Here is a 16,328-nt window from a genome sequence, read left to right as displayed (position 1 = left end):
ACGGCGGGAACAATCAGGAATCGTCAGTTTTCTTTTATGCATCCTTACCATGCATAAAAGAAAACTGACGTTTATTGTCTATATCGGAATGGGATTTATCCGTAGTGTATCGAGATTGAGATAGGCTCCCCGGTAGAATGTCCTTCCTTCCCTGAGCATACGCCACAGGATGTCGCAGCCGGTTTGTGCCAGTATGGAATTGATGAAAAGGTCCTGCTTCTGCAAGGCTTCCGCCAGCGAGCAGCTCGGCCCCGAATCCTTTTCCTTGATGGTGGAGTAGCGTACTTCTTCGGTAATGACATTCATGCGGGGAACGGGCAGGTATTCGTTGGAGACGGGCTGGAGAATCTTGCCACGGATGTTCCCTATCAGGACCTGTCCGGTGGTCCGGGCATTGCCGAAGTCCATCCAATATATGGGCGACCGCTCGTTGTTGGAAGTGTGTTCCCGGTGTTTCTTTAGGAACCGCCAGAGGTTCATCCGGGAGCGGATGTTGTCGGTGCAGGTGACGATGATGTTCGCCAGGGCGGGCTCTTCCCGGTCTGCGGAGGCTTTCAGCGGATAACGCTGCCCTTTTGCCTCCCACGAGAAGCCGAAAAAACGGTTGATGCGGGTCACAAGTGCCGCAGCCTTGTTCAATCCGAGTTCCGATCCGCTGAACAGCTGGCGTCCGATGTTCGCTTCCGTGACGGTATCGGGGTCGAAGACCGTCACGTGCAGTCCCGGATGTCCTAGCGCCTGTAATGCCACGCTTATCCGCGCCAGGCCGGTGGCCACCTGTGAGCCTGTTCCGCCCGCACCGATTACGAAGACGGTCACGGGATGGTAGGGATTGAGCAGGTATCTGTCTGTATAATGAATCTTTTTCATGCCAGTAAGTCTTTAAGTTGTTTGTTCATGGGGTTCAGTTCGTTCTCGTCAAACGGATTGGCGCGTGCCTTTTCCGTTACCGAGACCAGGTTGCTTCCGGTCGGATTCCTGTTTCCTCCCAGATGGGAGAATTCGCTGAGCCAGAAACGTTTTTCCCAATACTCGAGGAGTTTTGAGAAAGTCATGTCTTCCGGGGGGGGCAACGCGGCGTTTCCCAGACAAACACTGCTGCCCGTGACATTGAAGAAAGGGGCGAGGAAAAGCGGGCTGTTTTCCACCGGTTTTTCCCCCTTGTAGGAGAAAATGTCCAGCCTGCCACCGGAAACCTTGTAGATCACGCCGGGCACATGGAATATCCCGTCAGGAATATTCAGGCTTCCGGCAAAGAACATCTGCCGTTTTCCCGGAGGATTGTACCAGATATACCTCTCGTGCCCCTTACGCGTATCACACCACAGCATGTTGGCGGGGATTTTCCCGTGCGGCACGTTCCGCCTGTCATCCGTATAGGATTCCACCAGGGAGTCCATGAACTCATAGGTGACAGGCATGGCAGCCTCCATCCTGCCCCTGTCATTGATGGGATGCAGTTCGAGGTAATGCATTCCGTTCCCATAGCGGTTCTCACGGTATTCATACGCGATCAGTGCCGCCTTGGGCATCATCACCTGTTGTAATTTATTGGTCAGTTCATTCATATCGTTCATTTTAGAAGTTGTCAGCTATATGTTTTGTAAAACGTGCCAGCCATTTTGAAAGCTTTTCCGGGTAGTCGCCCATTTGGAAGAGACAGTCCGTTTCCGGTGTCAGAAACCTGTATGTGACCGGGGTAAGGGCATAAGTCTCCTGATAGTCCGAATTCATAAATCCTTCCATGCATTCAGCCAGCGTGTCACGGGTAGAGTAGACCAGCATGACCTGGCTTTCCATTCCCACCGGGTAAAAATCACGCTCCTCCTCATACGCCCAATCGTACAGGTAATTTGTGAGGTTCGGGCTTTCCGGGGTGATCAGTGCCATACCCTCCCTTATCAATTCCAGTAGTTTTTGTTCCTTCCCTTTTTTTGTCCGGTAATTCCGTGCAGCCTCTTCTAGAGAGTTGCAGAACGGTTTTCCCGACATCCGTTTGAGCGCTTTCGCCCGTTTTCCTGACTGGTAGGAATCCGCCAGCCGCTTGTTCGCCCTGATTTCTTTCGGGGAGGCGTCGGAATCCCGGTTTTCCCAGTCTTCCAGTTCCTCTATGGCGAAGTCATAGCAAAACGCCTCGGTGACATTGCAGACTCCGTGATGCCGGACGAATTGCCGGATGAACTCCCTGACAATGTTCCTCAATGGTATGGGAAGCCGTTCCGTAAAGTCGATGGGAATCCAGAACAATGTGGGTTCCGGCCAGTCGTGATGGCGGAACAGACAGAAATGGAGCCTTCCTTCTTTCTCTTCCAGATTGACACATTCCGGCACGCTCTCCTCCATCGCCTTGTACAGTTCGGTGGTTTTCAGACGGGGGCTGCCCCCTTTCCTGTATCGGAAAGGGAGCTTTATACCCATAAGTCCGGCATAGTTCGATGCCGATTGGTAGAGATAGTCAAAATTCTCCGGTGTCGTGAGATTGACCGGGGAACCGTCATATCCGTCCTTATGCCAAAAATCCGGTGCAAGGGGAGGAATTTTATCTGTCAGAAAATCATGACGCTTCCCGGTGGCGGCAGTATCCTCCTTTTTTGTCCCGATGTTCCTCTTCGGATGTCTGACGGGTCGGCCGAGCGGATAATGAGTCCCGCCAGATTCTCCTTGGTTGATTCTGAGAGTTGTCTGCATGGTTTGTCCTCCTTTTTCTTTCTCTTATCCATACGCTTATCCTTTCACTCCGATAGTTGTCTTGAAGCGGTAGACCGCCTTGTCTTCCTCCCATTCCGGTCCGTGGACGGTCGCCGTTGTCAGTTCGGGATAGGTCATGGAGTAGAAGTCCATCACCTCGTTTACGGACAGGCTGCTGTCCGGGTCGCTCAATACCAGTTCTTTAGAGTCCTTCCTGAATTTGAAAATTCTCTGCAATCCTTTGATTTCAAGTGCCATAATTTCTCTTCTTTTATAAAGTTTAACAATATACCATGTCCATTTGTGCCGTGTCCGTCATGCGGCATTCCTTCGGAAAATCCGGATATTCCGCATACGGGTCTTCCCTGAGCATTTCCCGGTCGTCCTCGCAGTCCTTGTCGAAGTTGTACATTGCAGCCTCTTGCGGTTGCCGGAGGTATTCACGCTCCTCATAAGTTCTTGCGGCCTCCTGTACCGGTGCATACCGTGGCTGTGGCGGAGCCGGTTGCATCCATTGCTTTTCGTCTATCCGTGCCTGTTGCATCTGTACTGGTTGATGAAACTGGATTCCTTGCGGTTGTGGAACTGCCTGTTGCGGAACCGGTTGCGCTTGTGGTACGGAAATAGTATATTGTACGGATTGTGTTTGCGGCTGTCCGGTAAATGGCGTTTGCTGTCCGGGATGTACAGCTGACCGGGGCGGTTGTGGTTGTGAAACGGGTTGCGAAACCGGAGCCGGCTGCTCGGGCAAAAACATCGGGATTTGCTCTCCGCTCCGGTATTGCGATGCCGGGGCTGCCGCCGGTTGCGATGCCGTCTGTTGTGGAGCTGGCTGCGGCTTGGACACTGACGGTTGTTCCATGCCGAACAGGCTTCCCTCTGACGCCTTTTTCTGTACTTCCACCATTTTTTCGTCGATTTCCTTTTGCTTGTCCGGAAGTGCCAGCACCTTTGCCTGCTTGAGCCATGTCAACGCTTCGGAATAGCGTTTGCCGGTCATGGCATCCTCAGCCTTCTTAAGCAGTTTTTCCATCTTTTCCCGTTTCTCGCGGACCTCTTTGGACTCTTTTTCCGCAGCAGACCTGGCGGCTTTGCTTTGTGAGACCGCCTGTTCCGCCTGTTTCTCGAACGTTTCCAGGTTGGTAAGGATGCCCTGCGCTTTCTGTACAGGTGTGCCGACAGCCTGCAGGAAGCCCGCATCCAGCTCTTCCGGCGTGCCGTTCAGGATGAGCGGAACGATGCGCTCCCCGTCCTTTACCCCCGACCGCCTGGGAACAACGGCCACCGTCAGGTTGTTGTTTACTCGTCTGATGTTGATACTCAGGTCTGTGCCTGTCGTGATCATTTGGTTGATTGCTTGAAAAAACATAATGGTAAAATTTAAAATGTTATACATAAGTTTCCTTGAAAAAATTCTTCAGGATTCTCTGTCTGTCCGGATTTGAGGCTATGCCTCTCAACGGCTCCAGATAGTAGCCGATACGTTTCGGTCCGTCCGTCGTATCGGGAATCCGTTTTTTAACAGGTCTCACACGGTTTGTGGCGGGCCATGCAGCCGGCATGACCGGAGCCGACGGGGTGAATGTAGCGGTTCTCATGTCTTTACGCTTTAAGGATTATACAAGCATGCCCATGACGGTCAGGGCAATAATTATTTTTACAATGAGGGTGAATGTCCTGAAGAGGAGGCTGATGAGCGTTCCCGACAAAAGGAACAGGACGGGCAGATACACGGGAATGATCCCCTTGCTGTAGAGCAGGCATATTCCCGTAAGCAGAACCAGTGAGACCGTTTGCTTGCAGATGTTTTCGATAAGTTGTAGTTTCATGTCTTTAAATTTTTAAGAATGAATAATCCCATCGGGATATGTTTTCCCGATTTTATAGGCCTCCGGCCCTTGGATTGCCTTTTTGCGCAAGGCTTGGCAAAAGAAAATACCGCAGCGAAGCGAGGATGATTTTCTTTTAGCCAACCAAGCCCCCAAAGGGGGCCGCCTTGCGGCAAAAACGAGGCAATCCAAGACTTTTGCCGCTTAAAAGCGGAAAAACGTATCTTGCACATATAAAAAAGAAGTACAGACAGACTGTCTGTACTTCCCTTGTCTTGTTGGCTTTGACATTTGTTTATGTGGTTCCCTGTGGTCGCTTTTCCACCGGATGGTTCCGGAATATCTCGCCTGTCACCTCATTTACCGTTTCCAGCACACCGTCCAGGAACTTTCCCTGCGAGAGTTCCCCCCGTTCTATCCGTGCCAGTTCTGTTTCCCATCCCGAAGTGAGGGAGGCGTCGGCTACCTTCATACCGCGTACCGTTTCATACAGGAAAAGCCCTTTAGGAGTCGGGACGACATATTTACCCGAATAACGGATGTATTTACGTTCCAACAGCGTACGGAGAATATTCGTGCGGGTGGAGACGGTGCCCAGTCCGGCCTTGTCCATATAATTCACCAGTTCCTCGTCCGTATAAGGGGAGACCGGTAACGATTTCTTATGTATAAGGCTGCATCCTGCCACCGGCAGGATCTCTTCCTGAAAAAGATCCGGTACCACCTGGTAAGGCATACAGCCTTTTGCGACAAGATGTTCCCTCTCGAAAATTCCGAGCCATCCTTTTTCCAAGATGCGGTATGTACGGATGCGGAATTTACGTGCGGCACACACCGCATCGACGGTTGTGTATTCCACCTTGCAAGGCGGCATGAACGTTTCAAGCACCCTGCCGACAATGAGCGTGTAAACCAGCATTTCCTCCCGGTTCAATTTACCGGGCTGTGTGCCTGTGATGATGATGGCATGATGCTCCATGGGGTCTTGTGCCTCAATACTGTCCCGTGGCGCGGCGAGGTCAACCGTACCGGCATATTGTCGGAACTCCTTGCAGGACAGCATCTTTTCCACGACAGGCGGCAGCATGTCATATACATCCTTTGGCAACAGGCGACTGGAGGTGCGCGGATAGGAAATCAGCTTCTTCTCGTACAGGCTTTGTGCAATCTCCTGCACCTGTATGGCCGTCAGGCTGTGGTAACGGTTCGCATCTTTCTGCAGTTCGGCCAGGTTGTAAAGTGCCGGTGCCCCGATTTCCTCCATCTGTTTCCCTACCGCTGTGATGCGGACACTTTTTGCCGCCTTGCAATCCTCGTACAATGCCAGTGTCTCCCGGCGGACCACAAGGTCGTCCACGTGGCGCATCTTTAAGATACGGTCATTCTTGCACAAGCTGATGAATACGGGCCAGCTGTCAGCCGGCATGTGGTTCTCCCTTTCCCGGTACCGTCTGCATATCTCCGCCAGTACGGGGGTCTGTACCCTGCCCAGCGAATTGTTCCCGAAGCCTACCGCCTTACAGATGGCATAGCTTGAATTGACCCCCAGGAGCCAGTCCGCCCGGTTACGGCTGTCCGCCGCAAGGAACAGGTTGTCGAACCGATCACATGGAAGGAGGTTCGCCATACCTTCCGTGATGGCCTCGTCCGTCAGAGACGAGATCCAGAGGCGGAGGCAGGGTTGTTTACATCCCAGAAAACCGTAAAGATGGCGGAACAGCATCTCTCCCTCTCGGGAGGCATCGGTTGCCGCGATAATGGTGTCGCATGCGTTGAGCACCTTGGCAATCACTTTCAACTGGAGCACCGCATTGATGTCGGGATTCCACCCGGTATCCGTCTTCACGTGCCTTACTGTCAGGAAGGAAGGCGGCAGGAGGGGAAAGTCCTTCCACTCCACATGGGCTGTCCCTGAATCCTTCGGCATTGCAAGGGAAAGCATATTGCCGTATGTCCATGTCACCATGTAGCCGTTCCCGGTCATATAACCGTTCTCTTTTCTGCCGGCTCCCAACACTCTTGCTATCTCTCTGCCCACGTTGGGCCTGTCAGTCACTATTGCGATCATATTCTTTTTCTTTTTGATGCCCCGTACCGGATTGGGCAGTACAGGGACAGGTTAAACTTATTTTATTTTTTTTGTTATTTCTTTGGAGATTCCTCCTGACGGATACCGTTGATTTCCATGATTGTCCTGTTGTTGTCACCGGGTACCAGTTTGAGTGTAGCGTCCATGGTCAGGCTGATTACCGGGGTACAGAGTTTCAACGGGATGATTTCCGACTCCTTGCCTTGCAACAACAGGTCAAGGTTGCCGTCCGCTTCCAGTTGCTCCTTGCTGATACCCACGGCCTTCAGACCGGGCCAATCAATATCTTTTACATTATAATTATAAGGGATGTTCCGATTCGTATTCATACGGTTTGGGGATTTGATGTTTGTAAAATTCATTTTGTTTCTCTCTGATTGGGGTTATACCGCTTGTTTTGCGCCCTTCTTTTGTTCCTGCTGCTGGCCTTGGGCGGTATCCGCCTGTGCTGCACGACGGGAAGTATCCCTGCGAATATCAGGGTTCTCTTGGAAATACTGCAACTGTCCGGAATAAGGGTTTACTTTCAGGTAGGAACTGAACGTTTGCCCGTTGTTTTTCAGTCCTTCGACCAGGAGGGTCTTCCCGTCCTGGAGGTTCGCCTTTTCCTGCGCCGTGAATACATGGCCGTAAACCTCCGCCGGGATACGTGGTGCCTGCTGCTCGTTGAACCCATCCGGCGTGCGTGAGTACATCGTCCTGCCGGTATTCATGTCCAGCTTGACAAATGCGGAGAATTCCTCTCCCTTACGGTTGATCATGTTTTCCAGATAGACGGCCTGCCCCTTGCGCAGGACCTCCTTGTCCTCGGCTGTCAGCTGCACGTTGCAGATTTCCTTTGGAATATAGATTTCTCCGGTTTCCGGATTATGACGGGTGTAATTCGGCCGTCCCGTCGTCTGGTCTATCGTGACAAACGCGGAGAAAGCTCCGTCCCTGTTCTTGAACTTCATGTCCTCGACCAGGATGGTATGTCCCTCGCTGAGCATCTTTATCTGGGTGGGCGAGAGTGGCACGCCTCCGATGGACTTCTCGTTGAATACCTGGTTCTTCGGGAAGATGAACTCCAACCCCCTGCGCTCGGCACTGTATTGAAGCGTGGCATCAAACTCCTTCCCCGCCTTGGAGGTCATCCCCTCCACCTTGACGGGTTGTCCCTCCTTCAGCAGTCTGATCTCCTCGTCCGTAAGTCTTACCCCGCTCACTTCCTGCGGGATGTAGACATGTTCCTGCCGGACGGCGACCAGCTCGTTGGTGTTTTTGTCGATGGAGATCAGGCAGGGGGTGTACTCGCTGCCACGCAGGTTGAGTTCCACCGCACGTCCCATGTTGCCGGTCTCACGCAGGTTCTTCTTGTCTTCCTCGCTAAAGTTAAACCCGAAATAAGGGCGTTCCAGTTGCGGTTCCTTGCGTATACCGTGAACGGCCAGCCCCACCTGCCCGTTCTCTTGCGGTATGAGCGAGAGCCTCGCATCCAGTTTGGCTGTCAGCACGCCGGGAATGTTAAGTGTCAGCGGCACCAGCTTGTTGGTCTTGTAACCTCTCAGCATGGAGTCAAGAAGTCCTTGCTGTTCGAGTGTCGCCTTTGAGATACCGATCTTGTCCAATCCCTCCCAGTCGATCATGTTCTCATTGTAACGATAGCGCGGGCCTTGCGGCTCTTGTGGCACCTGCTGTGCCTGCGGTTGCTGTTGTTGCTGGGATGCTTGTTGTACCTCACTCTGTTGCAGGGGTTCCTGCGGTTGCGTTTCTTTTTTTGCCATGGCTGTCTCTTGTTTATTCATGTTTTGTTCCTCTTTGTTCTCTCTCGGACGGATCTCGTAGCGTTTGAGGAACTCCTTCACCACGTCCGTCTTTTTCCCTTCCGCCAGGTCCTTGATCGCCTGCTTGTTCACCTTGTAGTCGTGGAAGGTCATGCGGAGCAGGCGGAAATGGGTCGGTTCCTTGAACTGGCTCCAGAAATTCTTGATGAAGTTTTCGAGTATGCTCGAGTTCTTGTCGAATTTCAGGAATGAGTTTTCATTCTTCTCGTCCGCTGGAACCGTCTTGACCTTCCCGTCCTTGTCGATCTCGCTGACCACTTGTACACCGGCTTTCGGATCGCTCTTGTTATGAATCATCATCAGCTCGGTGATCTGTTCCACCAAAGGGGCATCGTTCATGACCTTCGGTTTCCGGGGCCGTCCAGGCTTCTCGTTTGGGCTCTTTTCTTGTGCCATACCTTTTCTTTTTGGGGTTAATAAATTGCTTTGACACTTCAAAAATATGGGCTAAATCCGAATAAAACACTGATTTTCAAAAAGGTGTCATCAGGTGTCATCAGATGTCGTCAAATGTCCGAAAGACTAGTTTTCCGTGAGAGAAACATGCCGTGAAAACAAGGATATGGTATGCGGAGGAAGGGCGAAGAAGCCGGCACGGGCGCAAAGGGAGGATTATGCAGAGCAGAGGGAGCTGAAGTCCCTGTCTTCTCATGGGGCGGCGTTTTTTTCATAAGACATTGCAGGTCTGCCCATATATCCCGTACTTCCTGCCGAATTTATTAGGGATATAAAGGAGGCCCTCCTTTTTTCATCAATGACACGGTCATGCGTCGCGTCGGTCGCAGTGAGTCCCTATAATCTTTCCCGAAATCAAAACCATTGTCCGGGCGTTTGTTTCCATGTGTATTTTCCGCGACTTGTCGCAAGGAAAATACTCATGGAAAGCGAAGCCGGAACGCCCGTGACAATACGGTTTTGATTTATCTTTGATTATAGGGAACTCGCTGGTATCCGTCTGTTTTTACGAATTTCCCAGAAAACATATACTGTCTTGTTGTTTATGCGATATAAATATTTCTAGACTTGTTCCACGGAAAAAACGTCGCTTTTCATTTTCGGACTTTGATTCTTTACGAGGCTATTCGGACTGTCTTTCAAGAAGATTTACAGAGTTTGGCATCGGCATCAGGTGATATTCGGTGTTCCAAGTGGAGAAGCGGAATCCATGACTAAATATTTTCTTCCTTCAACAATATAGCCCACGGGTTGTATCTATGTACCTATTATTCATCATAAAACAGACTATATATGGCTACCATTAAATTAAAATTCCGTCCGTCGACGGTACAGGGTAAGGCCGGCACGCTCTGTTACCAGCTTTGCCACCGTCAGGAGAACAGGCAGATTACCACCGACATGAGGATATTTCCCGAGTGGTGGAATGAGACGAAACGTGAGCTTGTCGCTGTCCCCGGCAATGAGAGGGTCCTGACCGCCTACCGGAAACGGGCGGAAAAGGAGATGCGTGACATCCGTGAGATTATCCGCGAGCTGGACTGTAGCGGAGAAACATACACCTTGTCGGAAATACTCAACCGCTATCGCTCCCTGCCTTCCGAGCCCGGTTTCCTGTACTACATGAAAAAAGAGATGGAAACGCTTTGGGAGAATGGCCAATACGGCACCTCTCGTAATTACCGGCGTGCACTGAACAGCTTTTCCGCTTTCCTGGACGGTGACGACATTCCTTTTTCATCGTTGGATTCCGCCCTGGCGTGTCGGTATGAGTCATGGTTGTGGCAACAAAAGGTAGCGAGAAACAGCAGCTCGTTCTATATGCGGATTCTGCGTGCCGTCTATAACAAGGCCGTAAAGCAAGGTCTTGCGGTGCAGACCTTTCCGTTTCGTGAGGTTTATACAGGAGTGGCTCGCACATCGAAGCGTGCCGTGGATGAGGAAACCATTCGGAAGTTACAGCGGCTTGACCTATCCGGATCACCGGCTCTGGCACTTTCAAGAGATATGTTCGTGTTCAGCTATTGCGCCCGTGGGATGGCGTTTGTGGATATGGCCTATTTGAAAAAAGAGGATGTAGGTGGAGGACGAATCACCTATTATCGTCATAAGACCGGGCAATACCTGACACTCCGCATAGAGCCGTGTATGGTAACGATATTGGAACGGTATGGGCGGACTTGTCCGGAAAGTCCATATCTTTTCCCCATCCTTACCGATGAACAGCCGGAGCTGGCTTACCGTCAATATCGGACCGGATTGAACTACCATAACCGAAAGTTGAAACGGTTGGGCAAATTGCTTGGCGAACCATTACCTTTGTCCTCATATACGCCACGCCACAGCTGGGCTACCGCCGCACGCAACCACGACGTACCGATTGCCGTCATCAGTGCGGGGATGGGACACAGCAGCGAAAGGACTACGCTTATTTACTTGGATTCTTTGGACAATGCCATAATAGATAATGCGAACGAGAAGATTTTGAAGGGTTTGAACGATACCATTTCTATGTAAGAGAGGGTAAAAACACACTGCAAAGGTAATGATTCTCAGTAAAACTGAAAAGTAAAATAAACGTTTTTATTTCCTTATTTTACCCCCCCCCCATTTACAAACAGTTGATTATCAATAATTTATATTACTAATTTAATATGAATCAAAATAGTGCCGTAATAAGAATATAAAATAAAAGGAGAACGTTGCATTTTCCATTCGAGCGTATTTTCGAGTCTAAAACCGAGCAAACCGAGCAAAAATGTACTTTTATAGCAATGTATATTCTTGATTATCAGAAAAAAACAACATGTGTACCCTCTCTTACATAGAAACGGTACGAATACGGGGTTACGGTATCCGCTCACTGTAGTCAGGAGCGGCCCGCATTCCGGAAGTCCTATGAAGGAAAAAACCGGATTAACCTTGATTGCTGTATCTTCCTTATTTGAAAAAGCAGAAGGTGCAGGAATGGAAATTATATCCTTTTTATCAACCCGGTAACATTACTTTTCGTTGAACATAGAAACACACACACACGAACATTGGTTCGCCCTAAAAGTATTTTATAACAAAGTTTTCGAGATTGAGGATATATTGAAAAAAGACAAGATCGAGACTTACATTCCTTGTGAGGAAACCTTGATGGAACGTAACGGCATAAAGAAGAAACTCCGTCGTCCGGTCATTAATTCGCTTATGTTCTTCCGTTCAACCGTTTGTCGTGCTTTGGAAGTACAGCGACAATTCACCAATAAGGTAATCCTATATACAAGACAGAAGGGATTGAAAAGACTTCCCCTTGCCATTCCTGATCGGGAAATGAACATTTTCATGCTGGTCACCTCGTCCGGCGAGCAGGGAATGGAATATTTCGGGGAGGACAATTCCAAGTTTCAACAGGGAGAACGTGTACGGGTCATTGACGGAAAGTTCAAGGGAGCGGAAGGGGTTATCTGCCGGATTAGGAAGAATCGCCGTTTGGTGGTCACCGTCCAAGGCGTATGCGCCGTGGCTACTTCCTATATTCCACAAGCCTTTCTACAACGGATAGGGCAAGATTAAGAAAATCATCAAAAGAATCATATAGTGGACATTCTTCATTTTATCGAATTTGCCTTTATAGTCATAGTCGGCTGGACATTGAGTGCGATGGTCCTGCCTCGCATTTCGTTGGTCTCTTTCCGACGTCGCCTGTTCGACTCAGTGGACGAACGTAAGTTGCATACTGCCCATATACCAAGGTTAGGCGGTATCGCCTTTTTCCCTTGTATCACAGTTACGGTTTCGCTTGCCATTATCGGTTACAACCTTTGGCAGGGCTATAACATACTCGACATGGACTTGACGAACCGTCTGCTTTCCATGCTCTGTTGTCTGTTCATACTTTATCTTATAGGTATGATGGATGACCTTATCGGTGTACGTTACCGTTCCAAATTTGTAGTGCAAATACTTTGTGGCATACTGTTGGTGATTTCCGGGTTATGCTTCGACAACCTATACGGGTTGTTCGGTATTTATGTCATACCTTATTACATAGGAGTGCCGTTCACAGTATTCGTCATCGTCTATATCCTGAACGCCATCAATTTGATAGACGGCATTGACGGACTTGCCTCTGGGTTGAGTATTATCTCATTCCTCGCTTTCAGCTGCATGTTCATCCATTTGCAATGGTGGATGTATGCCTTTATCAGTCTAGCTGCTTTCAGTGTGTTATTGCCGTTCTTTTATTATAACGTATACGGTAAGATATATCGGGGACGCAAGATCTTTATGGGTGATACCGGTTCGCTCACTATCGGGATGCTGCTGGCAGTGATGGTCATCCGTCTGAGTATGTCCGATCCAGTGAAAGAGAGTGCCTTTCCCGGTAGCATTGTGATAGCTTTTTCTTTTTTGATTGTACCAATGTTTGATGTGATACGTGTGGTTATTCACCGGTTGCGTAACGGTAAAAATCCATTTCTTCCAGACCGGAATCATATCCACCATAAATTTATAGCCTTAGGAATGTCCCAACGTAAAGCTATGGTAAGCATTATTATTATGGCAGCTTTTTTTGCATTGGGAAATTGTTTTTTGATTCATTGCCTTTCCGTAACAAACTTGTTTCTGTTGGATGTGGCTGTTTGGACGGTGATTCATTGCTACATAACTATGAAAATCAAACGAAAACATAAAGTAGAATAATTAACTGTACAGAAAAAAAATCAGATATGAAATTTCATTTAATTAAATTATGTTTCTTGTGTGTCTTATTGGTGTCCTGCAATACCTCCAAAGAAATTGTCTATTTTCAAGATATCGTAGTTAATCAACCCGAGGCGATTATCGGGGCACGGGATATTACCGTACAACCCAAAGACCAGATTTCCATTATGGTGTCCAGTAAGGATCCGCAATTGGCGGCTCTGTTTAATTTGACACGGGTGCAATACCGTGCCGGATCTTCTGATTTACGTTCTGGCAACATCAATGGAGAAATATCAGGTTACACATTGGATGATAAGGGGAACATTGATTTTCCTGTTGTCGGAACATTGCATATTGCCGGTATGACCAAGAGCCAGATTGCCACCCTGGTAAAAAAAAGGCTGATGGAAGAGAATCTGGTAAACGATCCGGTAGTTACAGTTGAGTTTATGAACCTTTATTTCTCCGTGTTGGGCGAGGTGAAAACTCCAGGTAAATATGCCATTACAAAAGATCAGATTACCCTTTTGGAAGCCATCAGTATGGCGGGTGACCTAAGCATCTACGGAAAGCGAGATGCGATATTTGTCATCCGTGAAGAAAACGGCGAGCGTGTAACCCATTGGGTGGATATCCGCTCGAAAGATCTGTTTAATTCACCGGTGTATTATCTGAAACAGAATGATGTGGTGTATGTACAGCCCAACAAGGTACGTGCCGGACAAAGCACCATTAATGAGAACAGTGTAAAATCGGTATCGTTGTGGATCAGTATCGGTTCGCTCCTATCCTCGCTGGGTGTTTTGCTGTTCAAGTAATGTATTGAATTTTATTTTATAAGATATTAAAGAGAGCCAAAATGATAAAGAATAGAACGAACACAGGCAAACCTACCGATGATTTTATACGGATACAAGATTTATGGGGTATGTTTATCCCGAAATGGTATTGGTTTGCCACTTCCTTGTTCGTTGCGTTGGCAACGGCATCATTATATTTGTTGAGTACTCCTAATGTCTATACCCGGACGGCTGCCATTTTAATTAAGGATGACTCCAAGAACAATTCTCCGGCAAGTGCAATGAATGAGTTTGCAGATATGGGTATTTTTAAATCAAACACCAATATCAACAACGAACTGCTCACCTTGAAATCCCCTACGCTGATGACAGAGGTGGTGAAGCGTTTGGGGCTAAATGAGATATATACTATTCGTAGGGGCTTAAAAAGAATAGAATTATATAAATCAAGCCCGATATTGGTGACTTATCTTTTTGATAATAAAAAAAGTGTAAGTTTTGATATAGAAGTTGGTGCACAAAACAAGTTTTATCTTTCAAACTTTATCGTTGCTGGAGAAGAAACTGGGGAACGGTTTGAAGGAATTATAGGAGATTCCATTCAAACATCAGCAGGAACATTGGCCATCAGCTTAACTTCTCAATATGAGAATTTTTTTACAGGCAGCACTATTCAATATAGTAAAGAACCGGCTGATATGGTGGCAGACAGCTATACGCAAAAATTGTGGGCTGAATTAGGCAATGAAGATGCCACCATTATTAATTTGAGCATTGATGATGCTTCTGTACAAAAGGCAGAAGATATATTAAATACATTGATTGAGGTTTATAACGAGAAATGGATCCAGGACAAGAACCAGATAGCAGTAAGTACCTCACGGTTTATCGGTGAACGTTTGGGCGTGATTGAAAACGAATTGGGTCATGTGGATGAGAACATCTCCAGCTACAAGAGTGAACATCTGTTGCCGGACGTACAAGCCGCATCCAATCTGTATATGAGCCAGTCAGCTGAGAATAAAAAAGAAATTCAAGCACTCACCAATCAGCTTACCACGGCCCAGTATATTCGTCGCGAACTGAACAGCAAGGAAATGAACCAGCCATTGCCAACCAACTCCGGTATAGCTAACGTAAATATCGAAAGTCAAATCGGAGAATACAACAAGATTGTGTTGGATCGTAACCGGTTGATAGCTAACAGTAGCGAGAAGAACCCGTTGGTGAAAGATTTGGGAAACTCTATGCAGAGTATGAAGCGTACCATTTTGCAATCAGTTGATAATCTGATTGTATCACTGAATACCCAGATACGCAGTATTCGTCAACAGGAAGTGGCGACCACTCAACAGTTAGCTTCTAATCCGAGTCAGGCCAAATACTTGTTATCGGTAGAACGTCAACAAAAAGTAAAGGAAGAGTTGTACCTGTATCTGCTCCAGAAGCGTGAAGAGAACGAACTGTCCCAAGCGTTTACCGCTTATAATACGCGAGTGATTACAGCTCCACGTGGCAGTGCTTTACCAATGGCACCGAATAAGAAAAACATTTTGTTGGTGGCTTTTGCTCTCGGGCTTTTAGTACCGGCAGTCATTATCTTTATGCAAGAAAACATGAACACCAAAGTTCGGGGTAAGAAAGATTTGGAGAACTTGAGTGTGCCCTATTTGGGTGAAATACCATTATATTCCAATAACAAGAAAAAGAAGAACAAATCTCAGGAAAAAACAATCGTGGTGGAAGAAGGCAATCGCAACATCATCAACGAAGCTTTTCGTGTACTTCGCTCCAACGTGGACTTTATGAAAAACAAGAATACCGATCAGAAAGTATTTGTGATTACCTCTTTCAATCCGGGTAGTGGAAAGAGTTTCTTTTCGGTGAACATAGCCACGAGCTTTGCCATTAAAGGGAAAAAAGTATTGGTGATAGATGGAGATTTGCGACATGGATCCATTTCTGCTTATGTGGGGTCGCCTAAGAAAGGTCTGAGTGACTATTTGGGTAATCGGGTGGCTAATTGGAATGAAGCGCTTGTAATAGATAAGAAACATGCCAATTTGCATGTTCTTCCTGTGGGGACCATTCCCCCGAATCCGACGGAACTGCTGGAAGATGAAAAATTTGCAACCTTGATGCAAATCTTGCGCAATGAATACGATTATATCTTTGTGGATTGTCCGCCGATAGATATCGTGGCAGACACACAAATCATAGAGCAATATGCCGACCGGACACTCTTTGTGGTACGGGCGGGATTATTGGACCGCTCACTGTTATCTGAATTGGAAAGTATTTATCTAGAAAAGCGGTTCAAAAACCTTTCGGTAATTTTGAATGGGACGGAAAGTACTGGTGGACGCTATAGTTATCGATATGGTTACAGTTATGGTTACCACAATGGGTATACCTCTTATTACGGCAACTCAAAATAAATAGTCAACAG

The 16,328-nt window shown here is 47.9% G+C and carries 15 protein-coding genes; 5 read left to right on the top strand and 10 right to left on the bottom strand.

The genetic code is table 11. From position 1 onward, the window contains the following. Positions 1–78 precede the first annotated feature (78 nt). From DBK98_RS21070 to DBK98_RS21025, 10 genes are all read right to left on the bottom strand, one after another. Entirely contained in the window at positions 79–870 is a 792-nt protein-coding gene (locus DBK98_RS21070) for a PRTRC system ThiF family protein (protein WP_033572551.1), read from the bottom strand. Further along, positions 867–1,568 (bottom strand): prokaryotic E2 ligase family D protein, encoded by a 702-nt coding sequence (locus tag DBK98_RS21065; RefSeq protein ID WP_033572556.1) that lies wholly within the window; start codon positions 1,566–1,568, stop codon positions 867–869. The genes DBK98_RS21070 and DBK98_RS21065 overlap by 4 nt, the downstream gene beginning before the upstream one ends. Positions 1,569–1,578: 10 nt before the next feature. Continuing rightward, a complete protein-coding gene (locus tag DBK98_RS21060; RefSeq protein WP_033572550.1) occupies positions 1,579–2,688 on the bottom strand; it encodes a hypothetical protein in 1,110 nt (369 codons plus the stop codon). Between the two features lie 36 nt (positions 2,689–2,724). Then, the gene (locus tag DBK98_RS21055; protein WP_005656951.1) at positions 2,725–2,946 is read right to left on the bottom strand and encodes a PRTRC system protein C; all 222 of its coding nucleotides are present in this window, start codon (positions 2,944–2,946) and stop codon (positions 2,725–2,727) included. 22 nt (positions 2,947–2,968) lie between these two features. Beyond that, positions 2,969–4,057 carry a PRTRC system protein E gene (locus DBK98_RS21050; RefSeq protein ID WP_033572555.1) on the bottom strand — a complete coding sequence of 363 codons (1,089 nt, stop codon included), beginning with the start codon at positions 4,055–4,057 and terminating at the stop codon, positions 2,969–2,971. A gap of 19 nt (positions 4,058–4,076) precedes the next feature. Continuing rightward, positions 4,077–4,286, bottom strand: a complete 210-nt coding sequence (locus tag DBK98_RS21045; RefSeq protein WP_032598763.1) for a hypothetical protein — start codon at positions 4,284–4,286, stop codon at positions 4,077–4,079. A gap of 18 nt (positions 4,287–4,304) precedes the next feature. Further along, positions 4,305–4,517, bottom strand: a complete 213-nt coding sequence (locus tag DBK98_RS21040) for a hypothetical protein (RefSeq protein ID WP_005656948.1) — start codon at positions 4,515–4,517, stop codon at positions 4,305–4,307. A 295-nt stretch (positions 4,518–4,812) separates the two neighbouring features. Beyond that, on the bottom strand, positions 4,813–6,585 hold the full coding sequence (locus tag DBK98_RS21035) for a DNA topoisomerase (protein WP_033572549.1): 1,773 nt from the start codon (positions 6,583–6,585) through the stop codon (positions 4,813–4,815). 74 nt (positions 6,586–6,659) lie between these two features. Continuing rightward, entirely contained in the window at positions 6,660–6,935 is a 276-nt protein-coding gene (locus DBK98_RS21030; RefSeq protein WP_007219032.1) for a DUF4099 domain-containing protein, read from the bottom strand. A 54-nt stretch (positions 6,936–6,989) separates the two neighbouring features. Continuing rightward, on the bottom strand, positions 6,990–8,825 hold the full coding sequence (locus DBK98_RS21025) for a DUF3945 domain-containing protein (protein WP_005828772.1): 1,836 nt from the start codon (positions 8,823–8,825) through the stop codon (positions 6,990–6,992). Positions 8,826–9,677: 852 nt separating this feature from the next. Here DBK98_RS21025 and DBK98_RS21020 point away from each other — a divergent pair. The 5 genes from DBK98_RS21020 to DBK98_RS21000 all read left to right on the top strand — a co-directional run bounded on the left by DBK98_RS21020 (position 9,678) and on the right by DBK98_RS21000 (position 16,317). Then, a complete protein-coding gene (locus DBK98_RS21020) occupies positions 9,678–10,901 on the top strand; it encodes a site-specific integrase (RefSeq protein WP_005656940.1) in 1,224 nt (407 codons plus the stop codon). A gap of 495 nt (positions 10,902–11,396) precedes the next feature. After that, the gene (locus DBK98_RS21015) at positions 11,397–11,945 is read left to right on the top strand and encodes a UpxY family transcription antiterminator (RefSeq protein WP_005636842.1); all 549 of its coding nucleotides are present in this window, start codon (positions 11,397–11,399) and stop codon (positions 11,943–11,945) included. A 24-nt stretch (positions 11,946–11,969) separates the two neighbouring features. Beyond that, positions 11,970–13,076, top strand: a complete 1,107-nt coding sequence (locus tag DBK98_RS21010; protein WP_005636844.1) for an MraY family glycosyltransferase — start codon at positions 11,970–11,972, stop codon at positions 13,074–13,076. Positions 13,077–13,102: 26 nt separating this feature from the next. Continuing rightward, a complete protein-coding gene (locus DBK98_RS21005; protein ID WP_005636845.1) occupies positions 13,103–13,897 on the top strand; it encodes a polysaccharide biosynthesis/export family protein in 795 nt (264 codons plus the stop codon). Positions 13,898–13,938: 41 nt separating this feature from the next. Beyond that, positions 13,939–16,317 (top strand): polysaccharide biosynthesis tyrosine autokinase, encoded by a 2,379-nt coding sequence (locus DBK98_RS21000; protein ID WP_033572548.1) that lies wholly within the window; start codon positions 13,939–13,941, stop codon positions 16,315–16,317. The last annotated feature ends 11 nt before the right edge of the window (positions 16,318–16,328 follow it).

Source organism: Bacteroides sp. PHL 2737, from assembly GCF_004115325.2.
In the GTDB taxonomy this organism is placed as follows: Bacteria; Bacteroidota; Bacteroidia; order Bacteroidales; family Bacteroidaceae; genus Bacteroides; species Bacteroides hominis.
The sequence above is the reverse complement of the archived record's forward strand: the minus strand, read 5'-3'. Positions and strand labels throughout refer to the sequence as shown.